The following is a 15,174-nucleotide window of genomic DNA, read 5'->3' as shown; positions in this document are numbered from 1 at the left end:
CTAAGGACTTTCCCTCGCCGCAGCCTAAAGGCAGGAGCTTGAAGGTCAAACAAGCAATGTGTCACATCCGGACGGGATACGTTCTTTTCGCGATTCTGGCCCTGCTGTCGATGCCTTGCGCGCCTGCCGCGCACGCCCAGGCGATGGCCGGCATCGAGCAGGCTTTTGCGAGTTCCCTGACCGCGATGCCCACCGAAAGTCTCGGCGTGTCGGGCGCGTTCTATGTTCCGGTCTATTCCAGCGTGTCGATGAGCCAGGGCAAGCTGCGCGCGGATTTCTCGGTGACGCTGAGCATCCACAACGCCTCGGAAACCCGGCCGCTGGTGCTGCGGCGGATCGCCTATTTCGACACCGCGGGCAAGCTGGTGGAAAGCTACCTCAAGGCCCCGGTGGCCCTGAAGCCGTTCTCGACCGTCGAGGTGTTCGTCCCCACCACCGACATCCGCGGCGGCACCGGGGCCAATTTCGTGGTGGACTGGGCCGCGTCCGGCGAGATCGCCGAACCCGTGATCGAGGCGCTGATGGTCGGCAGCATCGGCAGCGGGCATTACGCCTTTACGACCCAGGGCCGGCCTGTAAAGGTAATCGGCAGGAACTAGCCTGCCATCGAAGCCCGGAACATCCGGGTCCCTCAAGCAAGAAAATCAAACGGGGATGACGTCCATGACCGCAGCGCAATTCGACTTCGCACCATTGCTTCCGGCGGGATTGCCGGCGCCGGCCGCGAAGTGGACCGGACTGGCGAAGTACAGCTTCGTCGGCGGCAACAACGATCCCGACCAGGTCCCGGTCGAAGGCCTGATCGGCGCCGTCAACGCGGTGCTCCGGCGCGAGGGGCAAACGCTTGCCACCTACGGGCTGGCCAGCGGCCCGCAGGGCTATCGTCCCTTGCGCGAATTCCTCACCAAGAAACTCAAGCGCGATGCCGGCATCGACTGCACCGCCGACGACATCCTGATCGTCTCCGGCTCGCTGCAAGCGCTCGATCTCGTCAACGCCACGCTGCTTTCGCGCGGCGATACCGTCATCATCGAGCAGGACACCTATCAGGGGGCAATCAACCGGCTGACCCGGCTCGGCGTCAACATCGTCGGCATTCCGCTCGACGATCAGGGAATGCGGATGGATGCGCTGGAGAAGGCGCTGGCCGACCTCAAGGGCAGAGGCATCACGCCGAAATACATCTACACTATCCCCACCGTGCAAAACCCGACCGCCACCATCATGCCGGAATCGCGCCGCGCCGAACTTCTCAAACTGTCGCAGCAATATGGTGTGCCCATCTTCGAGGACGATTGCTACGCCGACCTGGTCTGGGACGGCAAGCGCCCGCCCGCGCTCTACGCCATGAGCAAGACCGGCGGCGTGATTCACATCGGCTCGTTCTCGAAATCGATCGCGCCGGCGCTGCGGGTCGGCTTCATCGTCGCGCCCTGGGCCATCCTGTCGCGGATGCTGGCGCTGAAGACCGACGCCGGCTCCGGCGCGCTCGAGCAGATGGTGCTGGCGGAATATTGCACGCCGCATTTCGCCGAACATGTGCCGAAGCTGACGCGAGGCCTGCGCGCCAAGCTCGACACGCTGATGGAGGCGCTCAACGAGCAGTTCGGCACGTCGGCGGAATTCGAAGACCCCAAGGGCGGCATCTTCCTGTGGGTGAAACTGCCAGACCATGTCGATACGCTGAAGCTGTACCAGGCCGCACTTGCGGCCGGCGTCGCCATCAATCCGGGGCCGGAATGGTCGACCGACAAGGCCTATGCCGGCAGCCGGTTGCGGCTGTGCTTCGCCAGTCCGTCGCACGAGCAGATCCGCGAGGGCGTAGCGGTGCTGGCCGAAGTCTGCCGCAAGGAATTCGGCGTCCCGGCGCGAATTGCCAATGTGGAGAAGCAGGTTCGCGCCTGATCGGAACACGGTTCCGAGATCACGCAATTGCGATTGCAGCCTGCCAGCCCCTCAATTTACGCGCTTGTGCGACAACGGCGTCCTGAGGCAAAATGCCTTTCTTCGACAAGATGGCGATGGCCGCAGATTCGGACTGCGGCTTCGGTTGGAGGTCGGACGATGCAAAGGTTCATTTGCGAACAAAACATCGCTCATTTTCAGAAACTTCTAGCAGAGGCGACGGACCCCGCCCTGCGCCGAACACTTGATGGCCTGCTGAAGTCGGCGCGGCGCGATCTCGCGATCCTGGAATCGGCGGAGTTCGGCGCAGAGGAATCGCCGCTCGAAGCACGCCGGCGGCGGAACGGCGACGCAAATGGAATCAGGCAGCAATTTCAACCCGAGTTCGAAGCTTCGTCGCATCCCTATATGCTGCTCGATCCGGCGCCCGGCCTGCTGATCGTCGACATCAACGACGCCTACGCCCAGGCCACCCTCACCAGACGCGAAGACGTGGTCGGCCGCTCGCTGTTCGAAATCTTTCCGGACAACCCCGACGACGCGCTCGCCGACGGTGTCAGCAACCTCTACACCTCGCTGCGGACGGTGGTGAAGACCGGCCAGGCGCACGCCATGGCTATCCAGCGCTACGATATCCGCGATCCCGACGGCGAATTCGTCGAACGTCACTGGCAACCGGTCAACTCGCCGATTCACGACCGGGACGGCGTCCTGATCTTTCTATTGCATCATGTCGAGGACGTGACCGCGGACGTGCTGTCGCCGGCAGGGCGGGCACGGGCGTCGCCCGGTCCGGACCAACCGTCGACGTGAAACTCGACGTTGACCTGACCGCTGCCGCTGGACGGAAAGTAGTCGCAGAGCTGCTCGGCGGCGCCGTGAAAACCGTCCCAGCCGAGTGCCGCAAACAGCATGATGGTATCGGCCATGCCGCCCTCCCCGTTGCACTTGATGGCGTAGTCCGGAAGCATGTCGATGAATTCACGGTAGCGGCGCTGCTGCCACAGCTCGAGCACGCGCAGATCGACCTGACGGTTGAATTCGCTCGCCACCGACGTCCATGCCTCCGGCCCGAGCTGCTTGTTGGGCCAGAGCCGGTGCGACAGCGATCCGCTGGCGATAATCGCCACCCGTTCGCCTGAACCTTCGATCGCGCGCCGCGTCGCCTCACCGAGAAGGCGGCTCTCCTCCAGCGAGGTGAACAGCGGCGAGGCGACCGAGACCACCTTGGCCCAGCCGTCGGGGTTCATGTAGTGCATCGGCACGATGGTGCCGTATTCGAGGCCGAGGCTCGCGACCTTGTGGGCGATGACATTGAGCCCGGCCTCGCCGGCCTGTTTGGCGATCGCCTCGGCGAGCGCGGTATCTCCCGGCAGGTCGTAGCGCAGATCCTGGATCATCTGCGGGGCTTCGTGGCTGGTGAACGACCCCTGATGGTGAGGATTGGCGTTGATGTGGTAGCCGAAATTCGACAGCCAGTGCGTATCGAATACCACGAAGGTCGAGACGCGGCGGTCCCTGGCGCGGCGGCCGAGTTCGCGCAGTGCCCGCACCGCACCCGCCCGCGCCGACTTGAGCGGACTACCCTCCGCCTCGGACAGCATCAGCGACGGGACGTGGCTGACCTTGGCGGCAAGAACGAGCTGTCCCATCGAATTCCTCTCCTCGGCGCTATTGGGCGCTGCGGAATGCTTGCGCGATCCGGAGCAGCAGCACGATGGACACGTTGCCCTTGCCCACCTCGATCTGGGCAATGTAGCGCTCGGAAATGCCGGACCTGCGGGCGAGTTCCCGGCGCGACATCCCGCGGAGCATGCGCGTGTCGCGCACGCGTTCGCCGAGCTGGGCGAGAAATTCGCTTTCCGAACAACCGAATGCTTCGCCGGGCGCAGCCGCCTGCGCGGCAAAGCCGGAGGGCGCTTTCGCCCGCATTTGAGGTTCGCTGTTTGCCACGGTTGAGCCCTTACGGCCGGCATGGTCGCCCAGGCGCCCGGGCGGCCGCATTGACGCGGATCAAATCGCCTGCACATGACGTCGGCGCGTTGCGCGGCGGCATCGAAGTGTTAAGCTCGCTCCGTCTCACGAAGGCGGGGGGTGCGACGTGAAGCGGCTTTTGGCTGGATTGGCGCTGGCGCTGGCTTTTTCCCTGACGCTCGCACGCGACGCGTCAGCGGAAACGGTGGCTCAGACCGCGAGCAAGTGGGGATTGATCGGATCGTGGGCGCTGGATTGTTCGCTGGCTCCCGACAAGGGCAAGGGGGCCGTGCTCGCCTATGAGGTCGCGCCCGGCGGCCGCGTCGTCCACCGGCGCAATTTCGGCGACGTCAAGGATGAAAACCAGGTGGTGGGGGCTGCGGTCTCCTCCAACGGTATGCTGAATCTGCGGGTTTCGTTTCCGGGCCTGAAGGAAACCCGCGAATACGGCATGATGAAGCAGCCCGACGGAACGATACGGGCGATGTACAATCGCAATGCGAAGGAAGAATACACCATCAAGGACGGCAACTTCACCTCCAACGGCAATCCAAGCCCGGCGCAGCACAAGTGCAAGTAGCGGACGCGCCCCGCCTTAATCCCACACCGGCGCGAAGCCGGGATTGACGCAGCGCCTGTCCTTCGGCAGCGCCGCGATCGCCTTGATGTCCTCGTCATCGAGCCCGACATGCAGCGCGTCGAGATTGGCCTTTTGACTCGCGCTGCGCGACGCTTTCGGGATCGCAGCCACGCCGTCCTGGTCGAGCAGCCATTTCAACGCCACCTGCGCCGCGCTGGCGCCATGCTTGCGGCCGATCGCCATCAGCGTCTCGTCAGACGCCACGCGCCCTTGCGCCAGCGGGCAATAGGCCATCAGCGGGATCGACCTTGCGCCGAGATACCGGCGCAGCGGCGTCTGATCCAGCATGACGTGATATTCGACCTGGTTGCAGGCGATCGGCGCCCCGATCTCCTCGACCACGGTCTTCAGCAGCGCGAGGTTGAAATTGGCGACCCCGATGGCGCGGGTGCGGCCCTCTTGCTTCAGCTTCACTAGCGTCTCGAAAATCGCCGGCAGGTTCATGTTTCTCGACGGCCAATGCACCAGATAGAGATCGACGCGATCGAGCCGGAGCTTGTTCAGGCTGGCGTCGAACGCCCGGCGGATCGCATCCGGCGCCAGGTTCTCGTGCCAGACCTTGGTGGTGACGTGCAGATCGCCGCGCGCGAGGCCGGAAGCGGCAATCGCGGCGCCGATCGCTTCCTCGTTGCCATACATCTCCGCGGTGTCGATATGCCGGTAGCCGAGACCGAGCGCGCTTTCGACCGCTGCGCGGCAGGCATCGCCCTGCAGGCGAAAGGTGCCGAGCCCGAGCCGCGGCAGGCTGATGCCCTGGGTTTGCAGAGGTTCCATGGATACTCCTGAGGCTCGAACCGCCGGACGAGCCAGCGGCGATGCGGCGTGAACGGGTTTTTGTTGAGGGGATCGGTCAGACGGCGTATCAGCTATAGTCTGCCCGCGGCGCCGGGCTCAAATCAAGATCGGGTTGGATGGACGATGGGCAAGGCATTGCGACAGTGGCTGGAGAGCCATGAACTGCCCGCGATCGTCGCCGGCGTGGTCGGCGTGCTGTTGGTGCTGTCGCTGCTGCTGGTGCTGGGCGGCTATCTGTGGGTGACGCGCTGAAGCGCCCGCGCTTGATCGCGCCGGCGCCCGGTCACTTCCAGTTGCAGATGCCGCCGGTCCTGCATGGCCAGGCCTGAATCCGCGTATCCGACGCCTGCGCATCGAGCGGATTGCCGTGCCGCCGCGCCAGCTTGGTGCGGGCGGCGCGGCGCGGCTCCTCCGTGCGCTGATGCGCAATGCGAGCCTTGGTCGGTGTGGCGCGGTCGGCCCGTGCCTCGATCCGAACCGGCGCGAAGCGGGCGTCGGGCCCCAGCCGCTTCGGCGACAGCGCCGCCCTGGAAAGGTCGAGACCGAGGAACTCGTCCGGACGATACTCGTCCGCGATCGAAGCGCCACTCCATGCCAGCAGCATGATGCAGCTCAAGGCAGCCAGGCCGTTCCGGCAGACATTCTTGGCGACCATCGCAGGCTTCCTGAAACACTCGAAGAGGAACGCCCATCATCTAGGAAGCAGAACCCGAAATGCCAGCCGATCCTGCCGGCAAGGTTAGCGCGGCGGGTGCTGCGAGCTGCCCCGCCCCATCATGGCTTGGCTTTCCTGTGGGCATCGCCCCGGAAGCGCCCCCTCAGAATAGATATCCTATCTATCACTTGTTGACAGTTTAACATCATTAATTATCATGTACCAATGATGTTTGATATCCGCCGGGGACCCGCCAGTGAGGCAAACGCATGATCACGGCAGCTCAGTTGCGGGCGGCCCGGGTGCTTCTCGGCATCGATCAGCGCCAGCTCGCGGAGCTGTCCGGACTTTCGGTGCCCACCATTCAACGCATGGAGGCAAGTGAAACGATGGTTCGGGGCAACGTCGATTCACTGGTCAAGCTGATCGCCGCATTCGACGCCGCCGGGATCGAGATGATCGACGAAGGAGCCGTCAGTCATTCGCAGGGGCGCGGGGTGCGGCTGAGAGCCCTTTCAGGTTCGGCCAAGCCGCTTCCGGGCGCTCGATCGGACAACAAATGATTGCTGCGCTCGCTGTCTCTGCCGTCGTCCTGCAAATGTCCTGCGTCGCTGGGTTGCTCGGGCTCGCGATTGTCGCGATCGCATTGAGCCGCAGCAAGAGCGCCACCACGGTGATCTACGGCGCGACGTTGGCAATCTGCCTGGCCGCCTTGGCCGGGTCCCTCATTTGGCTGCTTGGCGGCGCGGCCAAAGCCACCGAACTGATCCTGCCGATCGGATTGCCGTGGCTCGGCGCCCATTTTCGCCTCGACGCCCTGGCTGCGTTCTTCCTGATCGTCGTCAACCTGGGCGGCGCGGCGGCAAGCCTCTACGGGCTCGGCTACGGCCACCACGAACCTACGCCGTATCGCGTGCTGCCGTTCTTCCCCGCCTTCCTGGCCGGCATGAACCTCGTGGTGCTGGCGGACGATGCCTTCTCCTATCTCCTGTGCTGGGAATTCATGTCGCTCGCATCCTGGGCGCTGGTGATGGCGCACCACCGCGAAGCCGGCAACGCCAAGGCGGGCTACGTCTATCTGGTGATGGCGAGCTTCGGCACGCTGGCGCTGCTGCTGGCGTTCGGCCTGCTGGCCGGAGCGGCCGGAGATTACGGCTTTGCCGCCATTCGCAATGCGCCGCATACGCCGTATGTGGCCGCATTGGTGTTGATCCTGATGCTGCTCGGGGCCGGTTCGAAGGCCGGCCTCGTGCCGCTGCATGTCTGGCTGCCGCTCGCGCATCCGGCGGCTCCGAGCCACGTTTCGGCGCTGATGAGCGGCGTCATGACCAAGGTCGCGATCTACGGTTTCATTCGCGTCGTCTTCGATCTCCTGGGACAGCCGAGCTGGCCGGCGAGCGTGATCGTGCTTTTCCTCGGCAGCATCACCGCCGTCATGGGCATTCTGTACGCAATGATGGAGAAGGACCTGAAGCGCCTGTTGGCCTACAGCACGATCGAAAACGTCGGCATCATCTTCGTCAGCCTCGGCCTGGCGCTGGCGTTTCAGGCCAACGGCCTGAAGCTGGCGGCCGCGCTCGCCTTCACGGCCGCGCTGTTTCATGTGCTCAACCACTCGTTCTTCAAGAGCCTGCTGTTCTTCGGAGCCGGCGCCGTCCTGATGTCGACCGGCGAGCGCGACATGGACAAGTTGGGCGGCCTGATCCACCGGATGCCGTTCACCAGCTTCGTCGTGCTGGTGGGCTGCGTCGCGATCTCGGCGCTGCCGCCGTTCAACGGCTTCGTTTCGGAATGGCTGATGTTCCAGGCCGTGCTGCAGAGTCCGGAACTGCCGCAATGGGCCTTGAAGATCATGGTGCCAGCGGTCGGCGCCATGCTGGCGCTGGCCGCGGCATTGGCGGCCGCCTGCTTCGTCAAGGCATTCGGCGTGACCTTTCTCGGACGGCCGCGCAGCCCGGCGGCGGAAACCGCCGGCGAAGTCGACCGCTACTCGCTTTCGGCGATGTTCATCCTCGCCGCGCTCTGCCTATTGGCCGGCATCCTGCCGGGGCCGGTGATGGACGCGCTGTCGCCGGTCGCGGTCGAGATCCTCGGCGGCCGCCTGCCGGTGCAGGCCCATGTGCCGTGGCTTACGATCGTGCCGATCAGCGAAAGCCGCGGCTCCTATAATGGATTGCTGGTGATGGTGTTCATCACGATATCCGCTTCGCTCGCGGTCTATTTCATTCACCGCTTCGCTTCGCATGCGCTGCGGCGGGGACCGGCCTGGGGCTGCGGCTTCACCGATCCGACGCCCCTGGCGCAGTATTCGGGCGCGAGCTTCGCGCAGCCGATCCGCCGGGTGTTCGGCACCATGGTGTTCCACGCCCGCGACCATGTCGACATGCCCGCCCCCGGCGATACCCGGCCGGCGCGGCTTCGGATCGAACTGCACGACCTGGTCTGGGAGGGAATGTACCAGCCGCTCGCAGGCGCGGTCGGCTTCGCCGCCGACCGGCTCAACCGGCTGCAGTTCCTGACCATCCGCCGTTATCTCAGTCTCGTCTTTGCCACCCTCGTCACGCTGCTCCTGGTGCTCGCGATATGGTCGTGATCTCGGACATCCTCGTTCAGGGCATCCAGATGCTGCTGGTGCTGCTGCTGGCGCCGCTGCTGACCGGCTTCGTGCGCAAGATCAAGGCCCGGATGGTGCGCCGCCAGGGACCTTCGGTGTTTCAGCCCTATCGCGACCTGCTGCGCCTTTTGCGCAAGGAAGTGGTGCTGGCCGACAACGCCTCGTGGCTGTTCCGCGTCACGCCCTACGTGACCTTTGCGGCGATCTGGGTCGCCGCCGCGCTGGTGCCGACCTTCGCCACCGGCCTGTTGTTCAACTGGACCGCCGACCTGATCGCCATCGTTGCGCTGCTCGGAAGCGCCCGCTTCTTCCTGGCGCTGGCCGGCATGGACGTCGGCACCAGTTTCGGCGGCATCGGCTCTAGCCGCGAGGTCATGATCGCCGCACTGGCGGAGCCGGCGATGCTGCTGATCTTCTTCTGCATGGCGCTGGTCGCGGGCTCCACCCAGCTTTCCACGGTCGCCAATTTCATGGGCTCGTCCGGCGTCGGCTTGCGGGTGTCGCTGGGAATGGCGGTGATCGCGCTGATCATGGTGGCGCTGGCCGAGAACGCGCGAATCCCGGTCGACAACCCGGCCACGCATCTGGAACTCACCATGGTGCATGAAGCGATGGTGCTCGAATATTCGGGACGCCATCTCGCCATGATCGAATTCGGCGCGTTCCTCAAGCTCCTGCTCTATATCTCGCTGATCGCCTGCGTATTCTTTCCCTGGAAGATCGCGCTGTTCGGCACCGGACCGCTGGCCTACGCGGTCGGCGCCGGCGTCTACATCGTCAAACTGGCGGTGGCCGGCTTCCTGCTCGCGCTGTTCGAGACCGCCACGGCGAAGATGCGGGTGTTCCGCGTTCCGCAGTTTCTCGGCGCGGCCCTCATGCTGGGCCTGCTCGGTACCCTCCTGCTGTTCGTGTCGAGGAGCCTTTGATGCACAACCTCGCCTTCGACATCTCGCATACGCTGGCCGGCGGACTCGTCCTGATCAGCTTCATGATGCTGTACCAGGACCGGCTCTATTCGCTGCTCAACGTCTTTGCGCTGCATGCCGTGGTGCTCGCGCTCTCCGTCGCCTGGCAGGCCTATGTCCAGGACGCGCCGCATCTCTACGTCACCGCTGTCATCGCGCTGGTCTTCAAGGCGATCGTGATTCCGGTGGGACTGCACCGCATCGTCAAGCAGCTCGGCATTCATCGCGACATCGAGTCGGCGGTGGGCATCGGCCCGACCATGCTGGCCGGGATGGGACTGGTCGCGCTCTCCATGGTGCTGATGCTGCGGGTGACCTCCGAAGCCGACCCGCTGGCGCGCGAGGATCTCGCCTTTGCGCTGTCGGTGGTGCTGCTCGGATTGCTGGTCATGGTGACGCGCCGCAATGCCGTCAGTCAGGTCGTCGGATTCATGTCGCTGGAGAACGGACTGGTGCTGGCGGCGACCGGCGCCAAGGGCATGCCGCTGGTGGTCGAGATCAGCGTGGCCTTCTCGATCCTGATCGCTTTCATCGTCATCGGCATCTTCCTGTTCCGGATTCGCGAACGCTTCGATTCCGTTGACGTCTCCGCACTCGACGACTTCCGGGGCGAGCGGCGATGAGCGTGACTTCCTTCAATCCCGTGACGGCCGTGCTGCTGATTCCGATCGTCTCGGCGGCCCTGTTGGCCGTGTTGCCCGGCTACCGGCTGACGGCGCGCCTCAACGTGGTCGCCAGCCTCTCGACCTTTCTCTCGGCGCTGTCGCTGTTCGCGATCGACCGTCCGCACCCCGGGCCCTACGTACTGATCGATGACCTCAACATCGTCTTCATCGTGCTCAACACCTTCGTGGGTTTCACGACCAGCATCTTCAGCGCCAGCTACATCGGCCACGAACTGGAGACCGGCCGGCTGACCCCGGTATATCTGCGTTTCTACCACGCCATGTACCAGATCATGATGTTCGGCATGAACCTCGCCTTCGTGTCGAACAATATCGGCCTGATGTGGGTCGCGGTGGAAATCGCCACGCTGACGACGGTGCTGATGGTCGGCATCTATCGCACCCACGCCGCGCTGGAAGCGGCGTGGAAGTATTTCATCCTCGGCAGTGTCGGCATCGCGTTCGCGCTGTTCGGCACCATCCTGGTCTACATGGCGGCGCGCCCAGTGGTCGGCGAAGGCCAGGACGGCATGGTCTGGACGCTGCTGATCCAGCATGCTGCGACGTTCGACCCTGCCTTGCTCAACGTCGCCTTCGTGTTTCTGTTTCTCGGCTACGGCACCAAGGTCGGCCTCGCGCCGCTGCATGCCTGGCTGCCCGACGCGCATGCCGAAGGCCCGACCCCGATCTCGGCGGTGCTGTCGGGCCTGCTGCTGAACGTCGCACTCTATGCGCTGCTGCGCTTCAAGATATTGCTCGCCGCCAATCCGGCCGCGATCGCGCCCGGCCCGCTGATGGTGACGATGGGGCTGGTCTCGCTGATCTTCGCCGCCTTCATGCTCTACCGTCGGCGCGACATCAAACGCCTGTTCGCCTATTCCTCGATCGAGCACATGGGCATCATCGTGTTTGCGTTCGGCATGGGCGGCCCGCTCGCCAACTTCGCAGGGCTGCTGCACATGGTGATGCACAGCCTGACCAAGTCGGCGATCTTCTTCGCCGTCGGCCACATTTCACAGATCAAGGGCACCCAGCGGATATCCAGGATCCGCGGCCTGACGGTGACCCATCCGGCGCTCGGCTGGGGCCTCGTGGTGGGCGTCGCGGCGATCGCCGGATTGCCGCCGCTCGGCATCTTCATGAGCGAATTTCTCGTCGTGAGTTCCACTTTCGCGCGGCAGCCGCTGCTCGCGATCGCGCTGGTGTTCGGGATCCTGCTGGCCTTCGGCGCATTGATGCTGCGCCTGACCAGCGTCGCGTTCGGCGAACCCCGCGGCAGCACGGCGTCGGCCGAGGCCTCCTACGTGCCGATGTTCGCCCATCTCGCGCTGGTCTTGGGCGCGGGCATCTATCTTCCCGCGCCGCTCGTGGTCTGGTTCCAGCATGTCGCTCGCCTGCTAGGATAGTCCAAAGGGATCACAGCAAATGCCGTCACTGATCGATCTCATCCAGGAAGGCCGCAAGGTCGAGCAACACGGTCCGTGGCCGCGCGCCGTGGTGGATGCTTCGGTCTGGCGATTTGCAGCAGGGGAGCTGGCGCAGGGAAACTGGAGCCTGCTCGGCCTGTGGGGCGAACCCGCAACCATGCACATGGCGATCCTGGATGCGCGCACCGCCGACGTCGCCGTGGTCAGCCTGGATTGTCCCGATCGCACTTTTCCTTCGGTCGGCAGGCAGCACCCGCCGGCGCTTCGGCTGGAGCGCACCGTCAACGACCTGTTCGGACTGGCGGCGGAAGGCTTGCCGGATACCCGCCCCTGGCTCGATCACGTCAGGTGGGGCGTGCGGTTTCCCCTCGGCGACCGCCTCGATGCGTTGCCGAAGGCGACGCCCTATCGCTTCCTGCCGACGCAAGGCGACGGCCTGCACCAGATCGCGGTCGGTCCGGTGCATGCGGGAATCATCGAGCCCGGCCATTTCCGCTTCACGGCGAGCGGCGAGACCGTGGTCCGGCTCGAGCAGCGGCTCGGATACGTCCACAAGGGCATCGAGGGACTGATGACCGGCGCCGGTTACGAGCGGGCCGTCCAGCTCGCCGGGCGCGTCTCCGGCGACAGCACCGTCGCCTATTCCTACGCGTTCTCGCGAGCCGTCGAAGCTGCCCTGCAGATCACCGTGCCGGATCGCGCGGTGTGGCTGCGCGCGCTGCTCGCCGAACTCGAGCGGCTCGCCAACCATCTCGGCGACATCGGCGCCGTCTGCAACGATGCTTCTTTCACGCTGATGCACGCGCATTGCAGCGTGCTGCGCGAGAGCGTGCTGCGTGCATCCAATTCCGCGTTCGGTCATCGATTGCTGCGGGATATCATCGTGCCCGGCGGCGTGAGCCGCGACATCGACGAGCAAGGGCCGGAAACCATCCAGGCGACGCTCGACAACATTCGCCTGCGCTTCCCCGATTTGATCGAACTATACGACAACACCGCATCGCTGCAGGATCGCACCGTCGATACCGGCATGCTCAAACCGGCCATGGCCCAGCAATATGCCGCGGGGGGCTATGTCGGCCGCGCCGCCGGCCGGTCCTTCGACGCGCGCCGCACGCTTGCCTATGCGCCGTATGACAATCTGCGCTTCGAGGTGCCGGTCCTGAATGAGGGCGATGTCAACGCGCGGGTCTGGATCCGTATCCGCGAGGTCGAGCAGAGCCTTTCCCTGATCGACCAGATCCTGGAACGGCTCCCCGACGGACCGCTGGGGACTCATGCCGGCCATATCCGCGAGGCGCGGGAAGGCATGGCGATCGTCGAGGGATTCCGCGGCGACGTTCTGGTCTGGCTCCGCCTGCGGGATGGCCGGATCGAACGTTGCCACCTGCGCGACCCCAGCTGGTTTCAATGGCCGCTGCTCGAAGCCGTGATCGAGAACAACATCGTCGCGGACTTTCCGCTCTGCAACAAGTCGTTCAACTGCTCCTATTCGGGCCAGGATCTCTAGCGATGCGCAAGCTGCTGTTTGAAAGCCTGTTTCGCCGGCCGTTCACGGAAACGGCGCCGTCGCCGGACGATGCCGCGCTGAGCGAGCTTGCAGCCGCGGTCGGCGGCGCGGCGCGGCGGCGGCTCGGCCGCAGCCTCTCGATCCGCGAGGTCGACGCCGGGTCCTGCAACGGCTGCGAACTGGAAATCCACGCACTCAACAACGCCTATTACGACGTCGAACGCTTCGGCCTCCGCTTCGTAGCCTCGCCGCGCCATGCCGATGTCCTGATGGTGACCGGTCCCGTCACCAAGAACATGCGCGAGGCGCTGGAGCGCACCTATCATGCGACCCCCAATCCGAAATGGGTGGTGGCGGTCGGAGATTGCGCGCGCGATGGCGGCTGTTTCGCCGGCAGCTATGCGATCGTCGGCGGCGTCGCCGAAGTCATCCCGGTCGACTTGCACATACCGGGCTGCCCCCCCAATCCGATGGCCATGCTGCAAGGGCTGCTGGCGCTGCTCGAACGCGTGGATGCCGTTGCGTCCTGAAGATCATCTCGATGCCGTCGTCTGCGCTGGTCCCGCGCGAGCCCATCGCGGCACGCATCAATTCATCGGGCCCGCTCCAGGGCGCGCGCTGCGGACGCCTTGGGTTGCCGCACCGGCTCCTTTGCGACGTGTTCCCGGAGCCGGACGCCGCGGCCTCCGGCCATGCTCGGAACGCCCGGATTGATCAGCTCGATGCCTGCATTTTCGAGCGCCGAAACCAGCTTCATGAGGGAATCGACATTGGCGCGGATGACGCCGTCGCTGGCTTCCATGCGCTGGATCGTCGGCACCGAAAGGCCCGCCAGCTCGGCCGTCTGCCGCTGATCGATGCTCAGGAGCGCACGCGCGGCCCTGAGTTGATTGGCGGTGATCATGAAACCTCGCCCCGGTTGCGGCCGAATATATTCGTGCCATGCAAATTACGGCCTCACGCATCAATTTACAAGCGCAGTATATCAGCGAACCATCGCCGCCGCGGCCGGGGCCGCCATTGTATCGGTCGCCGGCCGGATTAGCGCTTCTGCATATTGCATTATAATAGATGTTTCATGCATATTATTTAATGTCTTAACTCGGACGGGGTTGTCGACAGTGCGGCTGTTGGGGCGCTACCAGGGAAGAAGCGGCGAGATCGAGATCGTCGAATGTTCGTGGGACGGCACCCGCATCTATTTCGAAGAAGGCGTGCGGCAGAGCCAGGCGACGCCCGACGGTGAGAGCGTATTCACCTATGTGAAGCTGATGGACGAGCTGTTGCATCGCTCGGCCAACATCCTCGTGCTTGGATGCGGCGGCGGCAACCTCGCCACCCGGCTGGTCCGCCGCGGCAAGACGCTGACCATCGTCGACAACAATCCGATCAGCTTCGTGATCGCGCACAAGTTCTTCGGGTTGCCCGACGACCTGAACTGCATGGTCTCCGATTTCCGCAGGTTCATCTATCAGGACGACACGCTCTACGACGGCATCGCCATCGACATCGGCGGCCCCGGTTTCCAGTTCAACGACGAGTTCGACGTCGAGACCTGCGAGGCGATCCGCGCGCGGCTGGCGCCGGGCGGCCGCATCGTCATGAACGTCCTGGTGAAGAACGACATCGATCCGCTGCCCGACCGGATTGCGGCGCGGCTCGCCGGCGACAGCTTGAAGGTATGGGTCGTCGACGAGCAGGGCATCGAAGACCGCAACGCGATCATCGCCTGCATCCCGGAACGGCAATTGAATGCGCGCCCGGCGCTCGCCGATGCGATGCGCAACAACTACAATGAGCAGTGGTCGATCCGCCGCGGCCGGCTGCGCAGCCGCGACCTCGCTTACGGATCGCGCAACGGCTGAGACGGCCGCATGGCTGCGGCCTGATTTTCCAGAGACTACATGCTTCGTCGGATGCGAACGCAGCAGCAACGTGCGCTGCCATGACGCGCTGCCACCCACACCCGCCGGGTGAGGCCCGCGCAAACCGATATTGACATTGACGGCATATGGTTTTCACTG

General features: G+C 64.7%; 18 protein-coding genes. 13 read left to right on the top strand and 5 right to left on the bottom strand.

Annotation, left to right across the window (positions count from 1 at the left end; genetic code table 11):
• Positions 1–56: 56 nt before the first annotated feature.
• The 3 genes from KMZ68_RS08165 to KMZ68_RS08155 all read left to right on the top strand — a co-directional run bounded on the left by KMZ68_RS08165 (position 57) and on the right by KMZ68_RS08155 (position 2,718).
• On the top strand, positions 57–599 hold the full coding sequence (locus KMZ68_RS08165; protein ID WP_371741430.1) for a DUF3124 domain-containing protein: 543 nt from the start codon (positions 57–59) through the stop codon (positions 597–599).
• Positions 600–663: 64 nt separating this feature from the next.
• The gene (locus KMZ68_RS08160; RefSeq protein WP_215615286.1) at positions 664–1,905 is read left to right on the top strand and encodes an aminotransferase-like domain-containing protein; all 1,242 of its coding nucleotides are present in this window, start codon (positions 664–666) and stop codon (positions 1,903–1,905) included.
• Positions 1,906–1,938: 33 nt separating this feature from the next.
• Complete coding sequence (locus KMZ68_RS08155; protein ID WP_371741429.1) at positions 1,939–2,718, top strand: PAS domain-containing protein; 780 nt, start codon at positions 1,939–1,941, stop codon at positions 2,716–2,718.
• Here the strand turns inward: KMZ68_RS08155 and hpaD are convergent.
• Together hpaD and KMZ68_RS08145 are read right to left on the bottom strand one after the other, a co-directional pair.
• Positions 2,634–3,557 carry a 3,4-dihydroxyphenylacetate 2,3-dioxygenase gene (gene hpaD, locus KMZ68_RS08150; protein ID WP_215615285.1) on the bottom strand — a complete coding sequence of 308 codons (924 nt, stop codon included), beginning with the start codon at positions 3,555–3,557 and terminating at the stop codon, positions 2,634–2,636. The two genes, KMZ68_RS08155 and hpaD, sit on opposite strands and share 85 nt — an antisense overlap.
• 19 nt (positions 3,558–3,576) lie before the next feature.
• Complete coding sequence (locus KMZ68_RS08145) at positions 3,577–3,837, bottom strand: helix-turn-helix domain-containing protein (protein WP_215615284.1); 261 nt, start codon at positions 3,835–3,837, stop codon at positions 3,577–3,579.
• Between the two features lie 169 nt (positions 3,838–4,006).
• Between KMZ68_RS08145 and KMZ68_RS08140 the strand changes: the two genes are divergently transcribed.
• Entirely contained in the window at positions 4,007–4,459 is a 453-nt protein-coding gene (locus KMZ68_RS08140; protein WP_249779560.1) for a hypothetical protein, read from the top strand.
• A 15-nt stretch (positions 4,460–4,474) separates the two neighbouring features.
• On the opposite strand, the gene KMZ68_RS08135 is transcribed toward KMZ68_RS08140, so the two are convergent.
• Positions 4,475–5,293, bottom strand: coding sequence for an aldo/keto reductase (locus tag KMZ68_RS08135; RefSeq protein WP_215615283.1), 819 nt, complete (start codon positions 5,291–5,293; stop codon positions 4,475–4,477).
• A gap of 144 nt (positions 5,294–5,437) precedes the next feature.
• On the opposite strand from KMZ68_RS08135, the gene KMZ68_RS26110 reads away from it, so the two are divergent.
• Entirely contained in the window at positions 5,438–5,566 is a 129-nt protein-coding gene (locus KMZ68_RS26110; RefSeq protein ID WP_256443699.1) for a hypothetical protein, read from the top strand.
• 31 nt (positions 5,567–5,597) lie between these two features.
• Here the strand turns inward: KMZ68_RS26110 and KMZ68_RS08130 are convergent, their stop codons facing one another.
• Positions 5,598–5,969: a hypothetical protein gene (locus KMZ68_RS08130; protein ID WP_215615282.1), complete on the bottom strand. Its 372-nt coding sequence runs from the start codon at positions 5,967–5,969 to the stop codon at positions 5,598–5,600.
• Between the two features lie 269 nt (positions 5,970–6,238).
• Between KMZ68_RS08130 and KMZ68_RS08125 the strand changes: the two genes are divergently transcribed.
• The 7 genes from KMZ68_RS08125 to KMZ68_RS08095 are packed head-to-tail and all read left to right on the top strand — an operon-like array spanning position 6,239 to position 13,680.
• Positions 6,239–6,532 (top strand): helix-turn-helix domain-containing protein, encoded by a 294-nt coding sequence (locus KMZ68_RS08125; RefSeq protein WP_215615281.1) that lies wholly within the window; start codon positions 6,239–6,241, stop codon positions 6,530–6,532.
• Positions 6,529–8,562: a hydrogenase 4 subunit B gene (hyfB, locus tag KMZ68_RS08120; RefSeq protein ID WP_215615280.1), complete on the top strand. Its 2,034-nt coding sequence runs from the start codon at positions 6,529–6,531 to the stop codon at positions 8,560–8,562. Before KMZ68_RS08125 ends, hyfB begins: the two co-directional genes overlap by 4 nt.
• Entirely contained in the window at positions 8,553–9,509 is a 957-nt protein-coding gene (locus tag KMZ68_RS08115) for a respiratory chain complex I subunit 1 family protein (RefSeq protein ID WP_215603029.1), read from the top strand. Before hyfB ends, KMZ68_RS08115 begins: the two co-directional genes overlap by 10 nt.
• Entirely contained in the window at positions 9,509–10,171 is a 663-nt protein-coding gene (locus KMZ68_RS08110) for a hydrogenase-4 component E (RefSeq protein WP_215615279.1), read from the top strand. The genes KMZ68_RS08115 and KMZ68_RS08110 overlap by 1 nt, the downstream gene beginning before the upstream one ends.
• A complete protein-coding gene (locus KMZ68_RS08105; RefSeq protein ID WP_215615278.1) occupies positions 10,168–11,619 on the top strand; it encodes a hydrogenase 4 subunit F in 1,452 nt (483 codons plus the stop codon). The genes KMZ68_RS08110 and KMZ68_RS08105 overlap by 4 nt, the downstream gene beginning before the upstream one ends.
• A 19-nt stretch (positions 11,620–11,638) precedes the next feature.
• The gene (locus KMZ68_RS08100) at positions 11,639–13,150 is read left to right on the top strand and encodes a hydrogenase large subunit (protein ID WP_215615277.1); all 1,512 of its coding nucleotides are present in this window, start codon (positions 11,639–11,641) and stop codon (positions 13,148–13,150) included.
• A gap of 2 nt (positions 13,151–13,152) precedes the next feature.
• Positions 13,153–13,680 (top strand): NADH-quinone oxidoreductase subunit B family protein, encoded by a 528-nt coding sequence (locus KMZ68_RS08095; RefSeq protein WP_215615276.1) that lies wholly within the window; start codon positions 13,153–13,155, stop codon positions 13,678–13,680.
• A 62-nt stretch (positions 13,681–13,742) separates the two neighbouring features.
• Here KMZ68_RS08095 and KMZ68_RS08090 read toward each other — a convergent pair whose 3' ends face one another.
• Positions 13,743–14,054 (bottom strand): helix-turn-helix domain-containing protein, encoded by a 312-nt coding sequence (locus KMZ68_RS08090; RefSeq protein ID WP_215615275.1) that lies wholly within the window; start codon positions 14,052–14,054, stop codon positions 13,743–13,745.
• Between the two features lie 217 nt (positions 14,055–14,271).
• Between KMZ68_RS08090 and KMZ68_RS08085 the strand changes: the two genes are divergently transcribed.
• Positions 14,272–15,015, top strand: coding sequence for a class I SAM-dependent methyltransferase (locus tag KMZ68_RS08085; protein ID WP_249779559.1), 744 nt, complete (start codon positions 14,272–14,274; stop codon positions 15,013–15,015).
• Positions 15,016–15,174: the final 159 nt, after the last annotated feature.

Origin of the sequence: Bradyrhizobium sediminis (genome assembly GCF_018736105.1) — a bacterium.
GTDB lineage: Bacteria > Pseudomonadota > Alphaproteobacteria > Rhizobiales > Xanthobacteraceae > Bradyrhizobium.
The sequence above is the reverse complement of the archived record's forward strand: the minus strand, read 5'-3'. Positions and strand labels throughout refer to the sequence as shown.

Bases quoted from the DNA above. Each gene is read 5' to 3' on its own strand.
- hpaD (WP_215615285.1), bottom strand. From the start codon at position 3,557: ATGGGACAGCTCGTTCTTGCCGCCAAGGTCAGCCACGTCCCGTCGCTG.
- KMZ68_RS08130 (WP_215615282.1), bottom strand. From the start codon at position 5,969: ATGGTCGCCAAGAATGTCTGCCGGAACGGCCTGGCTGCCTTGAGCTGC.
- KMZ68_RS08145 (WP_215615284.1), bottom strand. From the start codon at position 3,837: ATGCGGGCGAAAGCGCCCTCCGGCTTTGCCGCGCAGGCGGCTGCGCCC.
- KMZ68_RS08105 (WP_215615278.1), top strand. From the start codon at position 10,168: ATGAGCGTGACTTCCTTCAATCCCGTGACGGCCGTGCTGCTGATTCCG.
- hyfB (WP_215615280.1), top strand. From the start codon at position 6,529: ATGATTGCTGCGCTCGCTGTCTCTGCCGTCGTCCTGCAAATGTCCTGC.
- KMZ68_RS08115 (WP_215603029.1), top strand. From the start codon at position 8,553: ATGGTCGTGATCTCGGACATCCTCGTTCAGGGCATCCAGATGCTGCTG.
- KMZ68_RS08110 (WP_215615279.1), top strand. From the start codon at position 9,509: ATGCACAACCTCGCCTTCGACATCTCGCATACGCTGGCCGGCGGACTC.
- KMZ68_RS08160 (WP_215615286.1), top strand. From the start codon at position 664: ATGACCGCAGCGCAATTCGACTTCGCACCATTGCTTCCGGCGGGATTG.
- KMZ68_RS08100 (WP_215615277.1), top strand. From the start codon at position 11,639: ATGCCGTCACTGATCGATCTCATCCAGGAAGGCCGCAAGGTCGAGCAA.
- KMZ68_RS08135 (WP_215615283.1), bottom strand. From the start codon at position 5,293: ATGGAACCTCTGCAAACCCAGGGCATCAGCCTGCCGCGGCTCGGGCTC.
- KMZ68_RS08095 (WP_215615276.1), top strand. From the start codon at position 13,153: ATGCGCAAGCTGCTGTTTGAAAGCCTGTTTCGCCGGCCGTTCACGGAA.
- KMZ68_RS08165 (WP_371741430.1), top strand. From the start codon at position 57: ATGTGTCACATCCGGACGGGATACGTTCTTTTCGCGATTCTGGCCCTG.
- KMZ68_RS26110 (WP_256443699.1), top strand. From the start codon at position 5,438: ATGGGCAAGGCATTGCGACAGTGGCTGGAGAGCCATGAACTGCCCGCG.
- KMZ68_RS08125 (WP_215615281.1), top strand. From the start codon at position 6,239: ATGATCACGGCAGCTCAGTTGCGGGCGGCCCGGGTGCTTCTCGGCATC.
- KMZ68_RS08090 (WP_215615275.1), bottom strand. From the start codon at position 14,054: ATGATCACCGCCAATCAACTCAGGGCCGCGCGTGCGCTCCTGAGCATC.